Below are 23,423 nucleotides of genomic sequence, written 5' to 3' on the forward strand. Positions count from 1 at the left end.
GATTACGTCTGAAATCACAAAGAACTTAAATCGCTTTGCTTTACCGGAATCGCGCTGCTTGACTTATTCTGCAATAAAGGTACTTTTCAGGACATGAAAAAGATCCTGATTATTGTTCCCGACGGCGGCATGCTGTTTGAAGCCGCCGGTATCGCCGACATTCTGATGCAGGCCAACCGGCTGCATGCGGAAGGCCTTACCCAGCCCCGCTACCGGATTATCATCGCCACTACGCAGCCGCACCAGGTGATCCACGGCCAGTCCGGCCTGAATCTGCTGGCGGACTATCGCCTGCCGGAGCTGGATCCGCGTGAACCGCTGGACACCATTATCATCACCGGGCGCGGGATGAACGAGCAGGAGAGCACGGCGGTGGTGGACTGGCTGCACCTCGCTGCGCCGCATGCCCGACGGGTCGCCTCTATTTGCGGCGGCGCGATGCTGCTGGCCCAGACCGGCCTGCTGGACGGTCGCCGCGCGACCACCCACTGGCGGCTGCTGGAGACGATGCAAGCCCAGTACCCGGCTATCAAAGTCGAAGGCGGCCCGCTGTATATTCAGGATGGCCCCATCTGGACCTCTGGCGGCGTGAGTTCCGGGTTCGATCTGACGCTGGCGCTGGTGGAGGATGACTATGGCTTTACCCTCGCCCGCGACGTCGCGCAGGATATGGTGATGTACCTGCGCCGCCCCGGCGGGCAGCTGCAGTTCAGCCGCTACAGCCTGCAGCAGGCTGGATCATCAGGGCCGATCGGCGATCTGCAAACCTGGATCCTGCAGAACCTTACCGCCGACCTTTGCGTGGAAAATCTGGCGGAAAAAGTGGCGATGAGCCCGCGCAATTTTACCCGGGTATTTACCCGCGAGGCGGGGGTCTCTCCTGCCCGCTACGTCACCGAAGCGCGTCTGTCCGCTGCCCGCCAACTGCTTGAGCAAACGCATGATCCCCTTGAGCGCATTGCCGCGCAAAGCGGGTTTGGCACCAGTATTAATCTGCGCCGCGTGTTTGAGAAACAGCTCCACCTCACGCCGGGCGAATACCGCCAGCGCTTCCACTGCCGCAAGATGGCGTAATCTGATCCTTTTTTGTCGTTTACGCCAATCAGCCCGACGTCTACAGTGACTCCAGACAACAGAGATAAGGAGTGCACCATGGTTAAGGTCGGTATTAACGGTTTCGGCCGTATCGGACGTAATTTCCTGCGCGCGGCGCTGGGTAACCCGGATCTGCAGATTGTGGCCATTAACGATCTGACGGACAGTAAAACCCTCGCCCACCTGCTGAAACATGATTCCCTTCTGGGCAAGCTGCCTGCACCCGTTGAAGCCGCCGACGGCGCGCTGCAGGTGGATGGTCAGCGAATTACGGTGTTTAGCGAGCGCGATCCGGCAAATATCCCGTGGCGCGATGTCGGCGTTGACGTGGTGATTGAGGCCACCGGCTTCTTTACCGATCGGGAAAAAGCGGCGGTGCATATCACACGCGGTGGCGCTAAGCGCGTCATCATCTCCGCCCCCGGAAAGAATGACGATCTGACGGTCGTGATGGGCGTGAACCACGACAGCTATGACCCGGCTCAGCATTTTGTGGTGAGTAACGGAAGTTGCACCACTAACGGGCTGGCACCGGCGGCTCAGGTGCTGCATCAGCAGTTTGGCATTGAACATGGGCTGATGAACACAACACACGCCTACACCAACAGCCAGGCGCTGCACGACCAGCCGGAGAAAGATCTGCGCGGCGCACGTGCGGCGGCGCTGTCGATAGTGCCTTACTCCAGCGGCGCGGCGAAAGCGCTGGGCAAAGTGATCCCCTCCCTGGACGGCAAGCTGACCGGGTACTCCCTGCGCGTGCCGGTGCCGGTAGTGTCGATTGTGGATTTAACGGTAACGCTCAGCCGTAGCGTGACCGCCGAAGAGGTGAATGAGGCGTTCCGCAACGCGGCCGCCAGCGGGCCGCTGAAAGGGATCCTGGGCTATAGCGATGAACCGCTGGTCTCCAGCGACTATCAGGGCGACCCGCGCTCCTCAATTATCGACGGGCTTTCCACGCTGGTGATTGGCGGGAAGATGGTGAAGATCCTGGCGTGGTATGACAACGAATGGGGATTCTCAAATCGCCTGGTGGATTTGGCGGTATTTATGGATAAGAAAGGGCTGTAAGCCTTACCTTGATGCCGGGTGGCGCTTGCGCTTACCCGGCCTATAAATTAAAACATCATTAAGTAATATCACCTCAACCCTCGCAGGATTTACATTTCAAGATAATCTTAGAGTTATTCACCGCTTTCCAATTCATCGTATCGATTATAAAAAAAACACCGATTAACTTAGATAATAGGTTAGCGGTTATTCTTTATTTTACTTTTAAAAGTGCGAGTGCGATCACTGTCCTGAGACGATAACGTAGACCATGATAAACCCTGCGCACAACAGGGAAACATTATGTATTACAGCAAGGAAATCATAGAAAAAATCGGATCCGATAAAGAGCTCGCATTAAGACTCGATCGCGCCGTCGCGGGGGTAAAGGATGGTGCCATAGAGTATTTAAATAATCTTGGTGATGCTACTACGCGTTTGCTTTATTATACATCTTGTTTTACAGACAATTATCAGGATGTCTGTAAACGATTGAGCATAGAGGACAAGCGATTTGTTGATGGTATTTATCAACTGGTAACACACAGAGACATTATTTTCAGAATGATAAGGCTTTATATAGAAACATTACTAAATGGCAAAAGTGAAGATCGAAAAAGAAACATTCTTGAAAAAACAATACGCCTTACAACACCCTACTCCATTAAACAAATATCCAAAATCGGTTTACTCTATGCAGTGGCCAAATACATCTGTTATGGAAACAATATGAATTCTTCCGTACAAAATGCCTTTATTAATAAGATAGCAGGTAAAGGTGCAATAGTTTTATTTGTCCTTAATACCTATAGTCTGGTTCAGCATGCCGCTGATAGTGCCAATAGGTTAAAAAATAATAGACCGCTTTTTTATCATGCACTATATATGGAACATCTTGAAATGATGTACTTCCTCATTGAACCCGTCATAACAAAATCAGGTCATTTTAATATTTACTCCGCTTCAGATGATGATATTACTGAAGCCTTAATAAAGATGATAAAATAATGTTTAATTTCATCAAAAGCATATTAAAACTAATCCTGGATGATATAGTAAGAGATTTACGTGCTTGCGGAGTCGTCGTAATCATTCTTCTTTTATCAATGGCTACAGTATCTGTTATTGATGATGACGTGATAGCAATACGAATCATTGGAATAATTACACTCGTAGTTTTATCAATCGCCTTTTTTTACAAAGGAAAATAAAAATATGTCTACACCAGCACATATATGGTTTACTGATGAAAATAACGCTCCCGTTTTAGGAGAATGTTTAATGCCCACAAGATTGGGCTCTACCGAACTAAAATCGTTTAATCACTCCGTCTGGATCCCCACCTGTTCCAATACGGGGAAATTGACGGGGACACGCCTTCATGTTCCAATTATCTTTGAAAAAGAAATAGACCGCATCACACCCTATTTATTTCGTGCTGTATGTACAGGCAAAACATTCAAATTTGCATTAATCAAAATGTATAAAATTGATGACGCCGGTATTGAGCGCGAATACTTCAATATTACTCTGGAAAACGTAAAGATAACAAGGATCTCGCCAGTATTGCACCCGCTCGGTATCGCAAGTGCGCATATGGAAGAAGTCGAACTCCGCTATGAATCGATTGAATGGAAATATTGCGCCGGGAACATCATGTTTAAAGACACATGGAATGAAAGAGCGGTAGCATAAAACAATGGACACCCGTTAAGTCCCTCTCCCTGAAGAGAGGGAAAACGATCACTCCGCCTTAACCTTCACGCCCATCAACACAATCACCATCGCCGTCACCAGCAGGAAACCGCTGCCGGCAAACACGCCGCTGGCACCGTTGAGGTCAAACACCGCCCCGCCAACTGCCGCACCGGCGCTTATCGCCAGCTGGATTGAGGCCACCAGCAGCCCCCCAGCACTTTCGGCTTCATCCGGAACGGTGGTGGCAAGCCAGGTTGACCAGCCCACCGGCACCAGACCAAACGCAAAGCCCCACAGCGCCACCAGGAAACCATCCAGCATCGCCAGATGACCAAACGCCACCATCGTTAGCGCAAGTATGCCCATGACGAACGGCACCAGCGCCAATGTCAGGCGAAGATTGCGTGCCAGCAGATGCCCGGCAACGGAGGTGCCGACAAAGTTGGCCAGCCCGAAGCCCAGCAGGATCAGTGAAATGGTCTCAACGCTCGCCTGCCCCACCGTTTCCAGGAACGGGCGCAGATAGGTGAAGAAAGCGAAATGGCCGCTGAAGATCAGAATGGTCGCCAGCATGCCGCCAATCATGCCCGGACGGCGCAGCACGCGGAACAGCGTGCTCAGGCTGCCGCTGCTCTCCGGCTTCATGGACGGCAGCACCCAAAGCTGCCACAGTACCGCCAGCACGCTCGGCAAAATGCAGAGCACAAAGACGTTACGCCAGCCGATCAGGCTGCCCAGATAGCTCCCCAGCGGTGCGGCCACCACGGTAGCAATAGAGACGCTGGAAAAAATGATCGCCAGCGCTTTGGGGACTTTGTCCGCTGGCACCAGCCGCATCGTTGTCGCCGTCGACATCGCCCAGAATCCACCGATGGCAACCCCTAACAGTAAACGCCCCATCAGTAGCACGTGCAGGGTAGGCGCAAAGGCCACCAGCAGGCTGGAGATGATTTGCAATACGGAGAAAAACATCAGTACCCAGCGACGGTCGATATTTTTGGTCGCCGGGGCAATCAGCAGCCCGGTGACCAGCGCCACCAGCGCGGTAGCGGTGACGGCCTGCCCGGCCATGCCTTCCGTGACGCCCAGGCTGGCGGCCATCGGCGTCAACAGGCTGGCTGGCAGAAACTCTGCCGTTATCAAACCAAACACGCCCAGCCCCAGTGAATAGACGGCTCGCCAGGCGGGCCTGGCAGGCGCGACGGCCTCTCTCGCCACGACACATGAATTCATCGGTTGTTCTCCCGTTATTAAAATGTGACAACTGTCGCAAAAGCATAGAGGGTTCACCGTGGACGATCTATGATATATAATCTCCACTTATTGATTATTCGTCCGGAGTTGTGCCATGACCGTTCAGTCCCCCGATTTGATCAGCGAGCTCTTACGCGGCATGCGCCTGTCGGGCGTGAAATACCGACGGATTGAAGCAAGCGCGCCGTTTGGCGTGGCGTTTCACCAGGCACCCGGTAAGGCCCAGTTCCATTTCGTGAGCCACGGTAGCGCCCTGTTGCGAATGGAGAGCGGTGCGACCTTCGAACTGAGCGGCGGCGACGCGCTGTTTATTCCCGGCGGGAACGCCCACGCCCTGCTCTCTGACGCGCAGGCAGCCATTACTCCGGTGAACGCCTTTCCGAGCGAGCCTATCTGCAGCTCGGTGTGCGCCATAACCTGCGAGCCCTGCCCGGAGAGCGACAACACCATTATCTTTAGCGGGTGTATGGATTTTGAGCTTGGCGGAATGCAGCCCCTGATTAAGGCAATGCCGGAGGTGATGATGGTCAGCCGATTGATGTCCACCTGGCCGGAAATCCATCCGTTACTGGCGGCGATGGAGCGAGAATCCGTGGCGCGTCAGGCCGGGTTCGCCGGGATCCTTGCGCGGCTGGCTGACGTGGTGGCGGCGTTAATTGTGCGCGGCTGGGTTGAGGGCGGCTGCGGTAAAGCCACCGGCTGGGTACAGGTGTTACGCGACCCGCGCCTGAGCCGGGCCATCTACGCAATGCACCAGCAGCCAGGCCTGAACTGGAGCGTGGCGGATCTGGCAAAAGAAGCGGGCACCTCCCGCTCCGTGTTTGCTGAACGGTTTCTGACCGCGACGGGAACCACCCCGGCAAAGTACCTCAGCGAACTGAGAATGCGACTTGCCATCCAGTACATTCGCCATGAAAACCAGCCGATTGAAACTGTTGCCCTGCGTCTGGGGTACGGCTCGCTGGCGGCGTTCAGCCGGGCCTTTAAGCGCATCATTGGCCATGCGCCGGGCACGCTGCGGGAAGCCAGCCAGACCCCGGAAGAGGTCTGACCGGCTAGCCGACATCAGAAATAGTATTTAAAGCGCACGCGGCCACCGTAGCGGTCGTCGTTTTTCTTATCACCCTCTTTCGGGGAAGCGTTGACCCAGGACGCATACGCGCCGAGATAGACGTTGAAATTTTTCATCTTCATGACGTTCGGGATCAGGTACGACGTATGGATGGTGTGAATGTCGTACTCGCCCGGGTCGGTGATCCAGCAGTCGTTTTCACACTCGGCGTCAAACGTTGAGGTATTAAACTCGTCGATTTCGTTATGGGCGTAGATATAGCCCAGCTCAAAATTACGCCAGAGGGCATTGATGCCTGAGGTAAAGTCGGTTTCGCCCGTCGCGTCCAGGTAAGCCGTGTTGAGGTTCATGACCACGCCGTTCTCCGGATCGGTTTTGAGCCCGTCCCAGGTCATGGTAAACCCGTAGCCGGTCCGGTCTGACTGATCGACCCAGCGCCCTGCATCGTCACGATAGCCGTAAGCGTTGTTCACCAGGTTGCTTTCCATGGCGACCGCGGTGGAAAACGGTCCGTTCTGCCATGAGATAACCGGGCGTACGTAGGCGACATTTTTATCGTTCTCAAGTTCTGCGCCGTGATAGCGCTGGTCGACGTACAAATCGCTGCCGTCTTTGAACAGGGTATTCAGCTCAAAATACCAGTTATCCAGCGTCTTGCTCATCAGGAAGTTGCCCCCGCTGTCGGTTCGCCCGCGCCCCTCTTTCAGCATATAGATATAGCCGTAGCCGTCGCTGTAGAGATCGTCCGCGGTATTTCCTGAATATTCCACAAAGGTATCCTGATTGAGCGGGAACATATCGTAGGCCTCAAAGCGTCCGACCTTAATTTCCCAGTCGTTCTCGGAACCGAAGAAGAATACCGCATCATCGAGATACATTTTTCCGACGAGATCGCCGAGGGGCTGCACGGAGAAACCGGCAAAATTGCCGTTATCCATTTTACGATAACCGTCGAAGCCTAATAAAATACGCCCGTTAATATCCCAGCGCTCTTTATCTCCTGGTGCCCAGTCGCTATTAGCGCTTTGCTTAACGGATGTCAGGCTGCCTGTTTTACTGGCGGCATCCATATTAAATTCAACGTCGCCATAAAATTTAATATCACCATATCCTGAAAGCGTCAGTTTTGGCGGCGCCGTTTTGCTCACCGGCTCTTCCGACTGTACAACCACGGCGGGTGCAGCCTGCGCGGCGGCCGCCTGCTGCTGTTTAAGCGCCTGAATTTGCGCTTCCAGTTGCGCCAGTTTTTCTTCCACGCTTGTCGAGGGCTGGGCAGCTAAAAGCGCACCGGAATAGAGCGCGCTCATCAGAATTACCGTTTTCTTTAATTTCATAGAATCCATCCTGATTATAAAAGTGAATACCCAAATATTGAGCCTCGCCATTTCGACCAAATACCCCTGGAGGTGCTATTATGTTTTTTGATAAGTTAATTATGAATTTTAACTTGTGTGATCGGCACTGAGAAAACATCACAAATTAAACGAAAGAAAGACCACTCACTTCACACTCTTATTCCATTAACCACATCTATATTTTAACGTGAGATATATATCATTATTTAAAGGCATGAATGATTTAATTCCATTTGCACAACTTATTCCTTCCAGCCGTACGGTACGGACGGAGCGGTAAATTGTCTGGTTCTGCGAAAAATGGGATATTCAACACGCGAAGCGGGCAATATTCGTCTAAGGTTTTCAGGTGATTGATAACAGCGGTCACGCTGCTCAGGAATACAGGAGACGAACCGATGATAAGACCTCGTACTTTACGCCCTGCTCTTTTGCACCTCGCGCTCGGAGGCGCGCTACTCGGTGTGGCAACGATAGGTTATGCTGACGAACAGCCAGCCTACCAGAAAAATTCCCCCGATATTCTGCTTGGCCCTCTGTTTAATGATGTGCAGAGCGCCAAACTGTTTCCCGATCAAAAAACCTTTGCCGATGCCGTTCCAAAGAGCGATCCGCTGATGATTCTGGCGGATTACCGGATGCAGCACACCCAGACCAGCTTTGACCTGCGCCACTTTGTGGAGATGAACTTCACGCTGCCGACTGAAGGTGAAAAATATGTGCCGCCTGCGGGACAAAGTTTACGTGAACACATCGACGATCTCTGGCCTGTGCTGACGCGTACCACGGACAAAGCCAGCAACAAGTGGGATTCTCTCCTGCCGTTACCGAAGCCATACGTGGTGCCCGGCGGGCGCTTCCGCGAGGTGTATTACTGGGATAGCTATTTCACCATGCTGGGCTTAGCCGAAAGCGGCCACTGGGATAAAATCAGCGATATGGTGGATAACTTCGCCTGGGAGATTGATACCTTCGGCCATATTCCCAACGGCAACCGCAGCTACTACCTGAGCCGCTCCCAGCCGCCGTTCTTCTCCCTGATGGTGGAACTGCTGGCGACGCATGACACAGACGCGCTGAAAAAATACCGTCCACAAATGGAGAAAGAGTACGCCTACTGGATGGAGGGCGTCGATGGCCTGCAGCCTGGGCAGGCTAACCAGCGCGTGGTGAAGCTGGATGACGGTTCGGTGCTTAACCGCTACTGGGACGATCGCGATACCCCGCGCCCGGAGTCCTGGCTTGATGATATCACCACGGCGAAGAGCAACCCTAACCGCCCTGCAACGGAGATTTACCGCGATCTGCGCTCCGCAGCGGCTTCGGGCTGGGACTTTAGCTCCCGCTGGATGGACGATCCGCAAAAGCTCGGCACGATCCGCACCACCAGTATTGTGCCCGTCGATCTGAACGCCCTGATGTTTAAAATGGAAAAACTGCTCGCGCGAGCAGGCCAGGAGGCGGGCGACAGTGCGGCGGCGAGTAAATACGAGGCATTAGCAACCGCGCGTCAGAAAGCCATTGAGCGCCACCTGTGGAACGATAAAGAGGGCTGGTACGCCGATTACGATCTCAAGAGTAAGAAGGTGCGCAACCAGCTCACGGCCGCCGCTCTCTTCCCGCTCTACGTGAAGGCAGCAGCGCAGGATCGCGCCGATAAAGTGGCCGCGGCCACCTCCGCGCGCCTGTTGAAGCCGGGCGGGATCACCACCACCACCATCAACAGCGGCCAGCAGTGGGATGCGCCAAACGGCTGGGCGCCGCTGCAGTGGGTGGCAACGGAAGGTTTGCAGAACTATGGGCAGGATAAGGTTGCGATGAACGTAACCTGGCGCTTCCTGAAGAACGTTCAGCATACTTACGATCGCGAGAAGAAGCTGGTGGAGAAGTATGATGTTTCATCCACCGGTACCGGCGGTGGCGGTGGCGAATATCCGCTGCAGGATGGTTTCGGCTGGAGCAACGGCGTGACGCTGAAGATGCTGGATCTGGTTTGTCCTAAAGAGAAACCGTGCGACAGCGTGCCGGAAAATCAGCCTGCGGCGAATGATGAGGCTGCGCCGGAGAAAGTTGCGGCGCAGTAAAGGGTATTGCCGGGTGGCGGCTACGCCTTACCCGGCCTACCTTCTGAACTCACAGGGATTTACTCAGAAGCTGTAACTCGCCCCTAGCTGATACGTCCTGTCACGCCCAATCCAGCAGTTGGTTGCGTCGTAGCAGGTCAGCGTCTCTTTATTGGTGATGTTCTGCGCGCTGGCTTTAAGCGTCAGCCCCGCCAGCGAAGGCAGAATTTCACCCATCCGGTACGAGGCCGCCAGATCGTACTGTGTAGTGCCCCCCAGTTTGCCCGCATCGTTAGCCGGTGAAATCTCCATCGGCCCGGTATAGCGCGCCCCGGCGCCCAGCATCAGCCCCTTTAACGGCGTACTTTCGAAGGTGTAGTCTCCCCAGAGATTGAACGCATTCTCCGGCACCTGGGTTGGACGCTTGCCCTGGTACTTATCATCTTCGGTATTGATTGCGTGGGTGTAAGCATAGTTGGCAATCAGCGTCAGGTTGTCCGTCGGACGGCTGATGGCGGAGAGCTCTGCCCCTTTGGATTCCACTTCACCGGTCTGACGATAGTTCAGGAAACCCGGGTCGGAAGTGACAACGTTTTTCTGCCGGATGTTAAACACCGAGGCGGTAAACGTCGTGGCGTACTCGGCCAGCAGATATTTTACCCCGCCTTCTACCTGCTTGCTGGTGGTCGGCTTGACGTCTTTCGCCGTGAGCGTCCCCTGCGGCGACACCGGTGCAAAACCTTCTGAATAGCTGATAAACGGCGAAATACCGTTTTCGAAGGCATAAAGCGCCCCCAGGCGTTTGGTCACGCGATCCTGCGATACCCAGGCCTTATCGCCGTTTTGCAGGTAATCAGTGGTGACGGAGCGGTAATCGTCGTAGCGCAGGCTGCCCAGCAGATTTAAGCCGCCAAATTCCACCTGATCCTGCAGGTAGTACCCGTTCTGCTGATAGCTGAGGCGGTTTTTCTGAGCGGTGTAGAGCCCCAGCGCGCTTTCGTGGATTTGCGAATAGTCCGGATTACGCATATCCATGCCCGGCGTGGTCGACGCGTAACGGTAGTGGAAATGGGAGTTCAGCCTCTGATAGTCAAACCCGGCCAGCAGGTGGTGTTTCCAGTCGCCCAGCGCAACGGTTTTGGTCACCTGGTTGTCGATGTTGAAGCTCTTAAGATCTTCATCGGTGGTATAGGCAAAGCGGTTAAGCTGATAAACCTCACTTCCGGTTCCCGTCGCGTAGACGCTGTTCTGGTGGGTATCGACGTCGAAATAGCGCGCTTTCTGGCTAAAGCCCCAGCCGCTGTCGAACTCGTGCTCGAAGCTGTAGCCCAGCATCCACTGGCGCTGCTTAAACCCGCTCCACTCATCTCCGGCGTAATCCCGGCGATCGGCATATTTCGAGCGCAAATAAGCGAGCGGCAGCGGGTTAGACGGCGTCAGGCTCGGGGAGTTTTGCGCCAGTGCATCCAGGGTGAGACGGGTTTTGCTGTCGGGTTGCCAGGTGACGGACGGGGCGACCAGATAATTTTCATAGCGGCTGGTGTGCGGCTGATCGTCATTCTCCGTCGCCTTACCCAGCAGACGGTAATTCCAGTCGCTGTCGGCAATCTGTCCGGTCGAGTCGAGGTAGCCCTCTTTCAGATTACGGTTTCCGGTGTTAACGCCAAATTCAGTTCGGGCTTCCCGCTGTGGCTTTTTACTTTGAATATTTACCAGCCCGCCCGGGGAGCCGCCGCCGTAAAGCACCGATGACGGCCCTTTCAGGATATCGACGCTCTCTATCAGCAGCGGATCGATGCGCGCTTTCGTATTGCCGGTGACGTTATAAGGCAGCTGCAGACCGTTATAGAACTCCTGGTCAACGGTGAAGCCACGAATTTTGTATTCGCTCATATAGGAGGTGTTACCCCGCACCTCGGTTGAGACGCCTGGGGCATAGCGCAGGATTTCATTCACGGAATTCGCGTGACGCTTTTCAATTTCCGGCGCAGAGAGCGTGTTGATGACCTGCGGCGTTTTACTTTCGGCAACGGCCGATTTGGTGGCGCTGTTCGTCCAGGCCGGGAGCGCGCTGCCCTGCTCTGAGCCCGTGACGACGATGGTGGATTCTTCGGCGAAAGCCTGGGCCTGCAGTGCCAGCGTGACGGCACCCGCCAGGGCGCATAACCTAAAACGTGAGGAGTTCATAATGTCGTCTTATTGTTAGATGCAATACGGAACGACAATTATTATCATTTCGATTAACAAATCAATATTCAGGCAAAAAAAACGGCCCTCCGCAGAGAGCCGTTCTGTGATTTTATGCTCGTCGTAGTAATCTGAATATGCCCAGCACAACAATGGCACCCACGACAGCGACCAGGAAACTGTGCATGTCGAAACCACTGATGTCACCTCCGAAGCCAAACATTGTCGCCAGCCAGCCGCCTACAACCGCACCAACGACACCGAGAACACAGGTCAAAATAAAGCCGCCGCCATCGTTTCCCGGCATGATCAGTTTTGCGATCGCGCCAGCAATAAGGCCAAAAATAATCCAGGCGATGATACCCATAGCAATGCCCTCTTACAGATTAAACGCATGTGCAGAAAACCTTCTGCGCAGGTAACTTAAGTATAGGTCATCACCGGAAAACCAATTTCGTCTCACCGGCTTATCTTGCGTGCGACCGTTAAAAAAACTCACCGGTTTGTATTAAGTTTGAAAGCGGATTGCCGATAACGCTAAGACAGTCTGTCATCAATCAAGGAGCCATCCGGCGTGAGTCATTACAGTGAGCAGTTCCTCAAGCAAAATCCGCTGGCTGTATTAGGGGTGTTACGCGACCTGCAAAAAGGCGAAGTGCCGCTGCGCATCAGCTGGTCGAATAATCAGTTCATCAGCAAGATCCTTGACGTCTCGCAGGAGCGACTGGTTATCGATCTGGGTAGCCAGGAGTATGAAAACCGCGCGGCGCTGAAAGCAGAGAATATCGCCGTCATGGCCGAAACCCAGGGGGCCAAAGTGGAGTTTGTCCTGCAGCGGCTTGAGCTGAGCGAGTACCAGGGCCTTCCTGCTTTTGTTGCCCCCCTTCCTGGCAACCTCTGGTTTGTTCAGCGTCGTGAATACTTCCGCATCAGCGCCCCGCTTCACCCTGCCTATTTCTGTAAGGCCAAAATGCCGGATAAAAAAGAGATCCGCTTCCGTCTTTTTGACCTGTCGCTGGGCGGAATGGGCGCGCTGATGGATACCCCGAAGCCGGACGGACTGGTCGAAGGCATGCGGTTTACACAAATAGAACTGGATATGGCTGGCTGGGGGCGCTTTTATTTCGATGCACAGCTGATTGCCATCAGCGAACGCACGGTCGTGGACAGCAAGAACGAAACGATTACCACGCCGCGTCTGAGTTTCCGTTTTCTGAACGTCGGACCGGGCGCTGAGCGCGAGCTGCAGCGCATTATCTACTCACTGGAGCGTGAAGCACGGGAACGTGCAAACAAGGTTCTGTAGGAAAAGTCGGGCAGCGTGAGCGCCGCCCGTTTGCGGCATTACATGGCATCCATCGCTTTCTGTACTTTCCAGATATAACGAGGCGCCTGTGGTGCCGGATGATTTTTCGCCACGTGCTCGACGAACTCATCTTTGTCCATGTCGTTGATCTCTTCTATCGCCTCTTTACGGTCAGAGGAGAAGGTTCTGAGCAACGCCCCGGCGCCGTTCACGTAAGAGACCACCAGCGCATATTGCATCACTTCCGGATCCTCAATTCCCTTCAGCACGCCGTGTTCCAGAATGCTCAGATAAGCGGTCCCCATTGAAATGTTGCGTTCCGGGTTCTTCAGCTCGCTGGTCGACGGCTGACCGTTCCAGCCCATATAGCGGTAGACCTCTCTCCCCGCCGTTGACGCTTTCAGCTGCATCAGCCCCACCGCGTTGGACTTGCTGACAAGCGTGGGGTTACCGCCGGATTCCACCGCAATAATGGCGGTGATCAGACGCGGACTGACGCCCCAGGCCTTTCCGGCTTTTTCGCTGATCGGCATCCACTGCATGGCCCGTTTCACCGGCACTTCCGGGTTCCAGGGCGGGTTTTGATAATCATGTTTTGAACTACAGCCAGCCAGCAAAACAATCAAAAAAGCAAACCATCTCAATTTCACGTCATCTATCCTTATAGCCGGTCATCGCGGTGCACCGCCCTTGAAGCAGGCAGCGTATACGCGGCATGATATAGACAATTAGTTTCTCATTCAGCAAGGAATTGCCATGTCTCAGATTCATCTCATCGCGCCGTCGGGCTACTGCATTAATCAGGAGGCGGCACAGCGGGGCGTTCAGCGTCTGCTGGAATCCGGCCATCAGGTAGAAAATCAGGCCATTATTTCCCGCCGCGAGCAGCGCTTTGCCGGCACGGAAGCGCAGAGACTGAATGATATCAATAGTCTGGTGAACCTGAAGGGTCAAGACCGCATAGTCCTTGCGGTGCGCGGCGGCTACGGGGCAAGCCGCCTGCTGGAGAGCATTGACTGGCAAGGGCTGGCGCAGCGCCAGCAGCAGGATCCGCTGCTGATATGCGGCCACAGCGATTTCACCGCCATCCAGCTTGGTCTGCTGGCGCTGCATAACGTCATCACGTTTAGCGGCCCGATGCTCGCCGGTAACTTCGGCGCGCCGGAGCTGGACGCGTTCACCATGGACCATTTCTGGCGCGCGCTGCGCAATCCTGCCTACAGCGTGGAATGGCAGGGGAATGGGCCGCACTGGGAGTGTGAGGGTCAGCTCTGGGGCGGCAACCTGGCGATGCTGGTCTCGCTGATCGGCACGCCGTGGATGCCGCAAATCGAGAACGGCATTCTGGTGCTGGAAGACATCAACGAACATCCGTTCCGCGTCGAGCGCATGTTACTGCAGCTTTATCACGCCGGTATTCTCGATCGCCAGTCCGCAATTGTGCTGGGCAGCTTTAGCGGCTCTGCCCCGAACGACTATGACGCGGGATACACCCTGGAAACAATGGTCGATTTCATCCGATCGCGGCTCGATATTCCGGTTATCACCGGTCTGGATTTCGGTCATGAACAGCAGACCGTCACCCTTGCGCTGGGCGCGCAGGCGACGCTTACGCACGATGCGTCAGGCAGTCGGTTAACGATTGGCGGTCATCCGGTCATAAAAGCATAAAAAACCCCCTTAATAAAACGCTGTTACCATTGTTAATATGTTAGGGTTTTAGTAACAGCGTTAACATTGAGGTGGGAGTAAGAAAACATTGGATGCCGGAGCAATAATCAGCCTTTTCATTTTGGGTTCTGTGCTGGTCACCAGCAGTATTTTATTAAGTTCATTTTCATCGCGTCTCGGCATACCCATTCTTGTGATTTTCCTTGCCATCGGCATGCTGGCTGGTATTGATGGCATCGGCGGTATCCCATTCGATAACTATCCCTTCGCCTACATGGTGAGTAACCTCGCACTGGCGGTGATCCTGCTCGACGGCGGGATGCGCACCCAGGCAAGCTCCTTCCGCGTGGCCTTAGGGCCAGCGCTGTCGCTGGCGACCGTCGGCGTTCTGATCACCTCCGGCCTTACCGGGATGATGGCCGCCTGGCTTTTCCATCTCGACCTGATGGAAGGTCTGCTGATTGGCGCAATCGTTGGCTCTACCGATGCGGCGGCGGTTTTCTCCCTGCTTGGCGGTAAAGGGCTTAACGAACGCGTCGGCTCAACGCTGGAGATTGAATCCGGCAGTAACGATCCGATGGCGGTGTTTCTCACCATCACGCTGATAGAGATGATCCAGCAACACGAGACGGGCCTGAGCTGGATGTTTGCCATACATATTCTGCAGCAGTTCGGGCTGGGGATTGTCATCGGCCTGGCGGGGGGCTACCTGCTACAGCAGATGATCAACCGCATCTCGCTGCCCGCGGGGCTTTACCCTCTACTGGCGCTGAGCGGCGGCATTCTCATTTTTGCCGTTACCACCGCGCTGGACGGCAGCGGCATTCTCGCCGTCTACCTCTGCGGCTTCCTGATGGGTAACCGCCCGATTCGCAACCGCCATGCCATATTGCAGAACTTCGACGGTCTGGCGTGGCTGGCGCAAATCGGCATGTTCCTGGTGCTGGGCCTGCTGGTGACGCCATCTGACCTGCTGCCGATCGCCGTTCCGGCGCTGCTGCTGTCCGCGTGGATGATTTTCTTCGCCCGTCCGCTGTCGGTGTTTGCGGGCCTGCTGCCGTTTCGCGGCTTTAACCTGCGCGAGCGCGTCTTTATCAGCTGGGTCGGCCTGCGCGGCGCGGTGCCGATTATCCTTGCGGTGTTCCCGATGATGGCCGGTCTGGACAACGCGCGGCTGTTCTTTAACGTGGCGTTCTTCGTGGTGCTGATTTCCCTGCTGTTCCAGGGCACATCGCTCGGTTGGGCGGCGAAAAAGGCCAAAGTAGTGGTGCCGCCCGTGGGCTGGCCGGTCTCCCGCGTGGGGCTGGATATTCACCCGGAAAACCCGTGGGAGCAGTTCGTCTATCAGCTGAGCGCCGACAAATGGTGCGTGGGAGCCTCGCTGCGCGATTTGCACATGCCGACTGAAACGCGCATTGCCGCCCTGTTCCGCGACAATGTTCTGCTGCACCCTACCGGCAGCACCCGCCTGCGCGAAGGGGATATTCTGTGCGTCATTGGCCGCGAGCGCGACCTGCCCGCGCTGGGCAAGCTGTTCAGCCAGTCGCCTCCCGTGGCGCTGGATCAGCGTTTCTTCGGCGATTTTATTCTGGAAGCCAGCGCCAAATTTGCGGATGTGGCGCTCATTTATGGCCTGGATGAGGGTGCTGAAGACGGTGATAATCCGCAAACGCTGGGCGAAATTATTCAGCAGCGGCTTGGCGCTGCCCCGGTCGTCGGTGACCAGGTGGAGTTTGCAGGGATGATCTGGACGGTTGCCGAAAAAGAAGATAACGCGGTGCGGAAGGTCGGTTTAAGGCCGATGGAAGAGGAAGCGGAGTAGTTTTTTTGCCGGGTGGCGCTAACGCTTACCCGGCACACAAACAAGTTACACCGTCACAACAGGCACTCTCGGTGCCAGGGCGCACATCAGTTCATACCCTACCGTTCCCGCCGCAGCCGCCACATCATCAATTTTGATTTCGTTACCCCACAGCTCGACCGGTGAACCGATCCCTGCCTGCGGGCATGGCGTCAGATCAACGGCCAGCATATCCATTGAGACGGTCCCTACCGTGCCCGTGCGCACTCCATCCACCCAGACCGGCGTACCGGTCGGCGCGATGCGCGGGTAGCCGTCGGCATAGCCGCCCGCCACAATGCCAATCCGCTGCTCGCCCTTCGCCCGGAAGCGGCTGCCGTAGCCCACCGTGTCGCCCGCCTTCAGCGTCTGCACGCCGATGATCTCGCTGCGCAGGGTCATGACCGGCTTCAGGCCGCTGTTGGCGATGTCCTGCCACTGGCCCGAAGGAGATGCACCGTACAGAACGATCCCCGGACGTACCCAGTTATAGTGGGCTTCAGGATGCCACAGCGTCGCCGCCGAGTTCGACAGCGAGCGCGGGCAATCGAGCCCTTCTGCCGCCTGCTCAATGCGCACCATGGCATCGGCAATGCCGTCGGGTTTTTCCGCGTCGGCAAAATGCGCCATCAGCGTCATTTCGCCCACGTTCTTCATACCGCGCAGCTGCTGCCAGACGGTGTGCACGCGCTCAGGCTGAAAACCCAGACGGTTCATGCCGCTGTTCACCTTGAGATAGATATCCAGCGGCGCATGGAGCTTCGCATCCTGAATCGCCTTAATCTGCCAGTTGCTGTGCACGCTGGTGGTCAGACGGTACTTATCCAGCAGCGGCAGATCGTCCGCGTGGAAGAAGCCTTCCAGGAGCAGGATTGGCCCCTTCCAGCCGCGCTCGCGCAGCAGAATAGCCTCTTCCAGATTGAGCAACGCAAAACCGTCGGTCGCGCCGAGTGCGCTCCAGATGCGGTCGATACCGTGGCCGTAAGCATTCGCTTTTACCACCGACCACACGCGCGAACCAGGAGCTGCCCGGCGAACAATTTGCAGGTTTTCCTTCAGAGCCTGCAGATCCAGCTGAGCCAGAACAGGACGGGACATGACAACTCCTTAGTTATGTGCGCCGTGCAGGTGCTGTGGACGCGACGGGGTAAACCCCGATTGATACCGCGCTGCACTTAAATCGTCAAATGGAATCGCCGGGGTGCGCCCGGAAATCAGGTCGCTCAGCAGCTGTCCGGAGCCGCAGGCCATCGTCCAGCCGAGCGTGCCGTGTCCGGTATTGGTCCACAGATTTTTGAACGGCGTGCGCCCGACAATCGGCGTGCCGTCCGGGGTCATCGGACGCAGGCCGGTCCAGAACGTCGCCTGTTCAACAAAACCGCCACGCGGGAAGAGATCGCCCACCACCATCTCCAGCGTTTCACGACGCGGCTGCAGCAGTTCGGTGTTGAAGCCGACGATCTCCGCCATGCCGCCCACGCGGATGCGGTTATCAAAGCGGGTAATCGCGATTTTGTAGGTTTCGTCGAGAATGGTTGATACCGGCGCCCCGCTCTCCTCTTTCACCGGAATGGTCAGCGAGTAGCCCTTCAGCGGGTAAACCGGGATGTCGAGGATGCCTTTCAGCATGGCGGTGGAGTAAGAACCAAACGCCATCACGTAGGCATCGGCTTTGATCACTTCGTCGCCGCACTTCACGCCGTAAATTTTTTCGCCTTCCGACAGCAGCTTGTCGACGGAAGTGTTAAAGCGGAATTTCACCCCTGCCTGCTCGCACATGTGCGCCAGACGCTGGGTAAAGAGCTGGCAGTCGCCGGTTTCGTCATTCGGCAGACGTAAACCACCGGTCAGCTTGTGCGCTACTTCCGCCAGTGCGGGTTCAACCTGGCCCAGTTGGCTGGCTTCCAGAAGCTGATACGGTACCCCGGCATCTTCCAGCACGGCGATATCGCGGGTGGCGTTTTCATACTGTTGCTCGGTGCGGAACAATTGCAGCGTGCCGCCCTGACGGCCTTCGTACTCGATCCCCGTCGATGCTCGCAGGGCTTTGAGGCAGTCACGGCTGTATTCCGCCAGGCGCACCATGCGGCCTTTGTTTTCCATGTAGTGCCGAGTGTCGCAGTTGCGCAGCATCTGCCACATCCACTTCAGCTGGAACTGCGTGCCGTCAAGGCTGATGGCCAGCGGCGCGTGGCGCTGGAACATCCATTTGATCGCCTTCAGCGGCACGCCGGGTGCCGCCCATGGGGCCGCATAGCCTGGAGAGATTTGCCCGGCGTTCGCCGCACTGGTTTCCAGAGCCGGGCCGGATTCACGATCGATAACGGTAACCTCATGTCCCGCCTGACTTAAATACCAGGCGCTGGTTACGCCAACGACACCACTTCCCAGTATGACAACACGCATAGCCACTCCATTATGAGCAAAAGAACAATCATCTAATTACAGATTGATAACCTAGTTGAAAATATTATTCAACATACGACTTTTTTATGGTGATTTACCTCACACATCCCCCAGCATCATGGGATAGCGCTAATTTGGCATCTCCTGCTAAGCTTTATTTTTAACCAGCATAAAATGCTGCGACCACCGCTTTTTTTGCCGTATCAAAAACGGGAAATCGCAAAGAAAAAATTTCTGCGCCAGCACGCTTTTTAACACGTTGATCTATGCTTGAAAGGAGGCTCTCCAGACAGAGAGAGCACCCACAACGAGGGCGCGCTAATGGCTACTATTGATTCCCTGAACAAGGACAACACACGTCTGAGCGATGGACCCGACTGGACCTTCGAGCTGCTGGATGTCTACCTCGCCGAAATCGACCGGGTGGCAAAGCTGTATCGCCTGGATACTTATCCCCATCAAATTGAGGTGATTACCTCTGAACAGATGATGGACGCCTATTCCAGCGTCGGGATGCCGATTAACTATCCGCACTGGTCGTTTGGTAAAAAATTCATTGAAACGGAGCGGCTGTATAAGCACGGCCAGCAGGGGCTGGCGTATGAGATCGTCATTAACTCAAACCCGTGTATCGCCTATCTGATGGAAGAGAACACCATTACCATGCAGGCGCTGGTGATGGCGCACGCCTGCTACGGCCATAACTCGTTTTTCAAGAATAACTACCTGTTCCGCAGCTGGACGGATGCCAGCTCCATCGTCGATTACCTGATCTTCGCCCGTAAATACATCACCGACTGTGAAGAGCGCTACGGCGTGGATGAAGTGGAGAAGCTGCTGGACTCCTGCCACGCGCTGATGAACTACGGCGTGGACCGCTACAAACGTCCGCAGAAAATCTCGTTGCAGGAGGAGAAAGCCCGGCAGAAAAGCCGCGAGGAGTATCTTCAAAGCCAGGTGAACATGCTGTGGCGCACCCTGCCGAAGCGTGAGGAGGAAAAAACGATCGCCGAAGCGCGTCGCTATCCGTCCGAGCCGCAGGAAAACCTGCTCTATTTCATGGAGAAGAACGCCCCGCTGCTGGAACCGTGGCAGCGTGAGATTTTGCGCATCGTGCGTAAGGTGAGCCAGTATTTCTATCCGCAGAAACAGACCCAGGTGATGAACGAAGGCTGGGCAACCTTCTGGCACTATACCATCCTTAACCATCTGTACGACGAGGGGAAAGTTACCGAGCGGTTTATGATGGAATTCCTCCACAGCCATACCAACGTGGTGTTCCAGCCGCCCTACAACAGCCCGTGGTACAGCGGGATTAACCCGTATGCGCTGGGCTTTGCCATGTTCCAGGACATCAAGCGTATCTGCCAGTCGCCGACGGAAGAGGACAAATACTGGTTCCCGGATATCGCCGGCTCCGACTGGCTGGAGACCCTGCATTTCGCGATGCGTGACTTTAAGGATGAGAGCTTTATCAGCCAGTTTATGTCGCCGAAAATCATGCGTGATTTCCGCTTCTTCACCGTGCTGGACGACGACCGCAACAACTATCTGGAGATCTCCGCGATCCATAACGAGGAAGGATACCGTGAGATCCGCTCTCGCCTCTCTTCCCAGTACAACCTGAGCAATCTGGAACCCAATATTCAGGTGTGGAACGTGGACCTGCGCGGCGACCGCTCTCTGACGCTGCGCTATATACCGCACAACCGCGCGCCGCTGGATAAAGGGCGTAAAGAGGTGCTGAAGCACGTGCATCGTCTGTGGGGTTTCGATGTGCAGCTGGAGCAGCAGAATGAGGACGGCAGCGTGGAGCTGCTGGAGCGGTGCCCGGCGCGGTTGAATACGCTGTAGTGCAGCTTTTTTTGCCCGGTGGCGCTACGCTTACCGGGCCTACAAAACCCGTAGGTCGGGTAAGGCGTAGTCGCCACCCGACGAAAAAAAACCTCTCGTATGAGAGGTTTTTTCTTTAGCGGCTCTGAATCGCTAAATCACCCGGCAGCGTTTTCTGCATGCGGTGCCAGATTTCGCCGGAGTCGTGACCGTAGCGGCGCACGGTTTCATAAACCTGATCGTGCAGGCCTTCGGTGCAGAGCTTGCTCAGCTTATGGTAGAAGCCCAGCGCCAGGCTACGGGCCTCAGGGTTGGCGAAGTAGTGACGACCAATGCGAGTATAAAGCCCTTTCATCCCGTTGAGGATAAGACCGTAAATCGGGTTGCCGGAGGCAAACGCCAGGCCGCGAAACACGTTGTAGTCGAGGGTGGCAAACGCATCAGCGTGATCTTCCACTTCGCTTGCGCTGGCCAGCACCGCAAGCGCGTCTTCAGGATGCTGACGGAAAGCGGTACGAATGAAGATTGTGGCAATGTTGGTACGCACGGAGAGCAGATTGTCGATCAGCTGCGGCACGCTTTCGTGGTCGAGGCGCGCCAGCGTTTCAAGAATGTTCAGCCCCGAGGTTTCCCAGAAGTTGTTAACTTTTGTTGGCTTGCCGTGCTGGATCGTCAACCAGCCATCACGCGCCAGTCGCTGAAGCACTTCACGCAGCGTGGTGCGAGTGACGCCAATCAGTTCAGAGAGTTCGCGTTCAGCCGGAAGAATGGACCCCGCAGGGAAACGATTATTCCAGATGCTTTCAATGATGTACTCTTCCGCGAAACCCGCCGGGCTCTGCGCCTTAATGACCATAGTGAGATTTCCATTACACAGCTTTTGCAAATTGCACTCATCATACCAGAGGCGTGCAGCGGCAGGTAGCGCGGCAAAGAGAGAAAAGAGGGATCGCCGTTTCATTTTTATGAAATTTACAATGCGGCCTTATCCGCCTCCGGGCCGCAATTTTTGCGTATACTGATGTTTTGTTTTACTTGACGGGAAGGACGTCTGTTGTGGAAATTTCGTTTGGGCGCGCGCTATGGCGCAATTTTTTAGGTCAGTCTCCTGACTGGTATAAGCTGATACTGCTGGTTTTCCTGGTCGTTAATCCCATCATTTTTAGTGTGAATCCCTTTGTCGCCGGCTGGCTGCTGGTGGCGGAGTTTATCTTCACCCTGGCCATGGCGCTGAAGTGTTATCCCCTGTTGCCTGGCGGCTTGCTGGCGTTTGAAGCCGTGGTGATTGGCATGACCAGCGCTGAGCATGTTAAACACGAGCTGGCCTCTAATCTTGAGGTGCTTCTGCTGCTGATGTTTATGGTGGCCGGTATCTACTTTATGAAACAGCTGCTGCTGTTTATCTTCACTCGCCTGCTGCTGAGCATTCCGTCAAAAACGGTTCTCTCACTGGCGTTTTGTCTCGCGGCGGCATTTCTGTCGGCCTTCCTGGATGCGCTTACCGTTGTCGCGGTAGTGATCAGCGTCGCCGTCGGGTTTTACGGCATTTATCACCGTGTGGCGTCCTCGCGCCCAAGTGAAGATCTGCAGGACGACAGCCACGTCGAGGCCCATAACCGTGACGTGCTGGAACAATTCCGCGCGTTTCTGCGCAGCCTGATGATGCATGCAGGCGTCGGTACGGCGCTGGGCGGCGTGATGACCATGGTGGGCGAGCCGCAAAACCTGATCATCGCCAAAGCGGCTGACTGGCAGTTCGGCGAGTTTTTCCTGCGCATGGCCCCCGTCAGCGTGCCCGTGTTTGTCTGCGGGCTAGCAACCTGCATTCTGGTCGAGAAATTCCGCGTTTTCGGCTACGGCGCCCAGTTGCCTGAGCCCGTCCGCAAGGAGCTGCATAAGTTTGACGAGCAGAGCCGCAAACAGCGTACGCGTCAGGAGACGCTGCGTCTGATTGCGCAGGGGATCATCGGCATCTGGCTTATCGCCGCGCTGGCTTTCCACCTTGCCGAAGTCGGGTTGATTGGCCTCTCTGTTATTATTCTCGCCACCACCTTTAGCGGCGTGACGGACGAGCATGCTATCGGCAAAGCCTTCACCGAAGCCCTGCCGTTTACCGCGCTGCTGGCGGTGTTTTTCGCCGTAGTCGCGGTGATTATCGATCAGCACCTGTTTGCGCCGATTATTACGTTTGTACTCCAGGCAGCTCCGGACGCACAGCTTTCGCTGTTTTACCTGTTTAACGGTTTGCTCTCCTCCATTTCCGATAACGTTTTTGTCGGCACGGTGTATATCAACGAAGCGAAATCAGCCATGCAGGAAGGCGTTATCAGCGCCGGGCAGTTTGAACTGCTGGCGGTGGCGATCAACACTGGTACCAACCTGCCGTCGGTGGCGACACCTAACGGTCAGGCCGCGTTCCTGTTCCTGCTGACCTCCGCCCTGGCGCCACTCATACGTCTTTCTTATGGAAGAATGGTCTGGATGGCTCTGCCGTATACGCTGGTCCTTACGATTGTGGGATTGCTTTGCGTCAAAATTACCCTCATTCCCTGTACGCAATGGCTCATGCAAGCGGGTATACTTGCGGCGCATTAAA

19 protein-coding genes are annotated in these 23,423 nt (G+C 55.4%); 11 read left to right on the forward strand and 8 right to left on the reverse strand.

Annotated elements, in window-relative coordinates; all coding sequences use genetic code 11:
* Nucleotides 1-93: 93 nt before the first annotated feature.
* The 4 genes from MX657_RS13300 (at nucleotide 94) to MX657_RS13315 (ending at nucleotide 3,837) form a co-directional block, all read left to right on the forward strand.
* A complete protein-coding gene (locus tag MX657_RS13300; RefSeq protein WP_119915869.1) occupies nucleotides 94-1,074 on the forward strand; it encodes a GlxA family transcriptional regulator in 981 nt (326 codons plus the stop codon).
* Nucleotides 1,075-1,152: 78 nt separating this feature from the next.
* The gene (gene gap / locus MX657_RS13305) at nucleotides 1,153-2,163 is read left to right on the forward strand and encodes a type I glyceraldehyde-3-phosphate dehydrogenase (RefSeq protein WP_346805958.1); all 1,011 of its coding nucleotides are present in this window, start codon (nucleotides 1,153-1,155) and stop codon (nucleotides 2,161-2,163) included.
* A gap of 282 nt (nucleotides 2,164-2,445) precedes the next feature.
* Nucleotides 2,446-3,150: a hypothetical protein gene (locus tag MX657_RS13310; protein ID WP_346805959.1), complete on the forward strand. Its 705-nt coding sequence runs from the start codon at nucleotides 2,446-2,448 to the stop codon at nucleotides 3,148-3,150.
* 207 nt (nucleotides 3,151-3,357) lie between these two features.
* The gene (locus tag MX657_RS13315; RefSeq protein ID WP_346805960.1) at nucleotides 3,358-3,837 is read left to right on the forward strand and encodes an Hcp family type VI secretion system effector; all 480 of its coding nucleotides are present in this window, start codon (nucleotides 3,358-3,360) and stop codon (nucleotides 3,835-3,837) included.
* A gap of 48 nt (nucleotides 3,838-3,885) precedes the next feature.
* Here MX657_RS13315 and MX657_RS13320 read toward each other — a convergent pair whose 3' ends face one another.
* Entirely contained in the window at nucleotides 3,886-5,073 is a 1,188-nt protein-coding gene (locus MX657_RS13320) for an MFS transporter (protein WP_080329412.1), read from the reverse strand.
* 115 nt (nucleotides 5,074-5,188) lie between these two features.
* On the opposite strand from MX657_RS13320, the gene MX657_RS13325 reads away from it, so the two are divergent.
* The gene (locus tag MX657_RS13325) at nucleotides 5,189-6,145 is read left to right on the forward strand and encodes an AraC family transcriptional regulator (RefSeq protein ID WP_346805961.1); all 957 of its coding nucleotides are present in this window, start codon (nucleotides 5,189-5,191) and stop codon (nucleotides 6,143-6,145) included.
* 14 nt (nucleotides 6,146-6,159) lie between these two features.
* Here MX657_RS13325 and MX657_RS13330 read toward each other — a convergent pair whose 3' ends face one another.
* A complete protein-coding gene (locus tag MX657_RS13330; RefSeq protein WP_346805962.1) occupies nucleotides 6,160-7,500 on the reverse strand; it encodes a carbohydrate porin in 1,341 nt (446 codons plus the stop codon).
* A 419-nt stretch (nucleotides 7,501-7,919) separates the two neighbouring features.
* Here MX657_RS13330 and MX657_RS13335 point away from each other — a divergent pair, with 419 nt between their 5' ends.
* Nucleotides 7,920-9,605: an alpha,alpha-trehalase gene (locus tag MX657_RS13335; RefSeq protein WP_346805963.1), complete on the forward strand. Its 1,686-nt coding sequence runs from the start codon at nucleotides 7,920-7,922 to the stop codon at nucleotides 9,603-9,605.
* Nucleotides 9,606-9,668: 63 nt separating this feature from the next.
* Here the strand turns inward: MX657_RS13335 and MX657_RS13340 are convergent, their stop codons facing one another.
* Together MX657_RS13340 and MX657_RS13345 are read right to left on the reverse strand one after the other, a co-directional pair.
* Nucleotides 9,669-11,771, reverse strand: a complete 2,103-nt coding sequence (locus MX657_RS13340) for a TonB-dependent siderophore receptor (protein ID WP_265194448.1) — start codon at nucleotides 11,769-11,771, stop codon at nucleotides 9,669-9,671.
* A gap of 112 nt (nucleotides 11,772-11,883) precedes the next feature.
* Nucleotides 11,884-12,138: a GlsB/YeaQ/YmgE family stress response membrane protein gene (locus tag MX657_RS13345; protein ID WP_028013508.1), complete on the reverse strand. Its 255-nt coding sequence runs from the start codon at nucleotides 12,136-12,138 to the stop codon at nucleotides 11,884-11,886.
* Nucleotides 12,139-12,345: 207 nt separating this feature from the next.
* Here MX657_RS13345 and ycgR point away from each other — a divergent pair, with 207 nt between their 5' ends.
* The gene (ycgR, locus tag MX657_RS13350; protein ID WP_346805964.1) at nucleotides 12,346-13,077 is read left to right on the forward strand and encodes a flagellar brake protein YcgR; all 732 of its coding nucleotides are present in this window, start codon (nucleotides 12,346-12,348) and stop codon (nucleotides 13,075-13,077) included.
* Nucleotides 13,078-13,115: 38 nt separating this feature from the next.
* Here the strand turns inward: ycgR and emtA are convergent, their stop codons facing one another.
* Nucleotides 13,116-13,727 (reverse strand): membrane-bound lytic murein transglycosylase EmtA, encoded by a 612-nt coding sequence (emtA, locus tag MX657_RS13355; protein WP_080329418.1) that lies wholly within the window; start codon nucleotides 13,725-13,727, stop codon nucleotides 13,116-13,118.
* A 106-nt stretch (nucleotides 13,728-13,833) separates the two neighbouring features.
* On the opposite strand from emtA, the gene ldcA reads away from it, so the two are divergent.
* Nucleotides 13,834-14,748, forward strand: a complete 915-nt coding sequence (ldcA, locus tag MX657_RS13360) for a muramoyltetrapeptide carboxypeptidase (RefSeq protein ID WP_080329419.1) — start codon at nucleotides 13,834-13,836, stop codon at nucleotides 14,746-14,748.
* A gap of 88 nt (nucleotides 14,749-14,836) precedes the next feature.
* Entirely contained in the window at nucleotides 14,837-16,570 is a 1,734-nt protein-coding gene (locus MX657_RS13365; protein WP_217478814.1) for a potassium/proton antiporter, read from the forward strand.
* Nucleotides 16,571-16,615: 45 nt separating this feature from the next.
* On the opposite strand, the gene dadX is transcribed toward MX657_RS13365, so the two are convergent.
* Both dadX and MX657_RS13375 read right to left on the reverse strand, forming a co-directional pair.
* Nucleotides 16,616-17,686 carry a catabolic alanine racemase DadX gene (gene dadX, locus MX657_RS13370; RefSeq protein WP_080329421.1) on the reverse strand — a complete coding sequence of 357 codons (1,071 nt, stop codon included), beginning with the start codon at nucleotides 17,684-17,686 and terminating at the stop codon, nucleotides 16,616-16,618.
* 9 nt (nucleotides 17,687-17,695) lie between these two features.
* Nucleotides 17,696-18,994 (reverse strand): D-amino acid dehydrogenase, encoded by a 1,299-nt coding sequence (locus MX657_RS13375; protein WP_061097916.1) that lies wholly within the window; start codon nucleotides 18,992-18,994, stop codon nucleotides 17,696-17,698.
* Between the two features lie 321 nt (nucleotides 18,995-19,315).
* Between MX657_RS13375 and MX657_RS13380 the strand changes: the two genes are divergently transcribed.
* Complete coding sequence (locus tag MX657_RS13380; RefSeq protein WP_023293929.1) at nucleotides 19,316-20,848, forward strand: SpoVR family protein; 1,533 nt, start codon at nucleotides 19,316-19,318, stop codon at nucleotides 20,846-20,848.
* Between the two features lie 115 nt (nucleotides 20,849-20,963).
* Here the strand turns inward: MX657_RS13380 and fadR are convergent, their stop codons facing one another.
* Complete coding sequence (gene fadR, locus MX657_RS13385; RefSeq protein WP_346805965.1) at nucleotides 20,964-21,683, reverse strand: fatty acid metabolism transcriptional regulator FadR; 720 nt, start codon at nucleotides 21,681-21,683, stop codon at nucleotides 20,964-20,966.
* Nucleotides 21,684-21,883: 200 nt separating this feature from the next.
* On the opposite strand from fadR, the gene nhaB reads away from it, so the two are divergent.
* A complete protein-coding gene (nhaB, locus tag MX657_RS13390) occupies nucleotides 21,884-23,422 on the forward strand; it encodes a Na(+)/H(+) antiporter NhaB (protein ID WP_080329422.1) in 1,539 nt (512 codons plus the stop codon).
* Nucleotide 23,423: the final 1 nt, after the last annotated feature.

Source organism: Enterobacter chuandaensis (assembly GCF_039718975.1).
GTDB classification, from domain to species: domain Bacteria; phylum Pseudomonadota; class Gammaproteobacteria; order Enterobacterales; family Enterobacteriaceae; genus Enterobacter; species Enterobacter chuandaensis.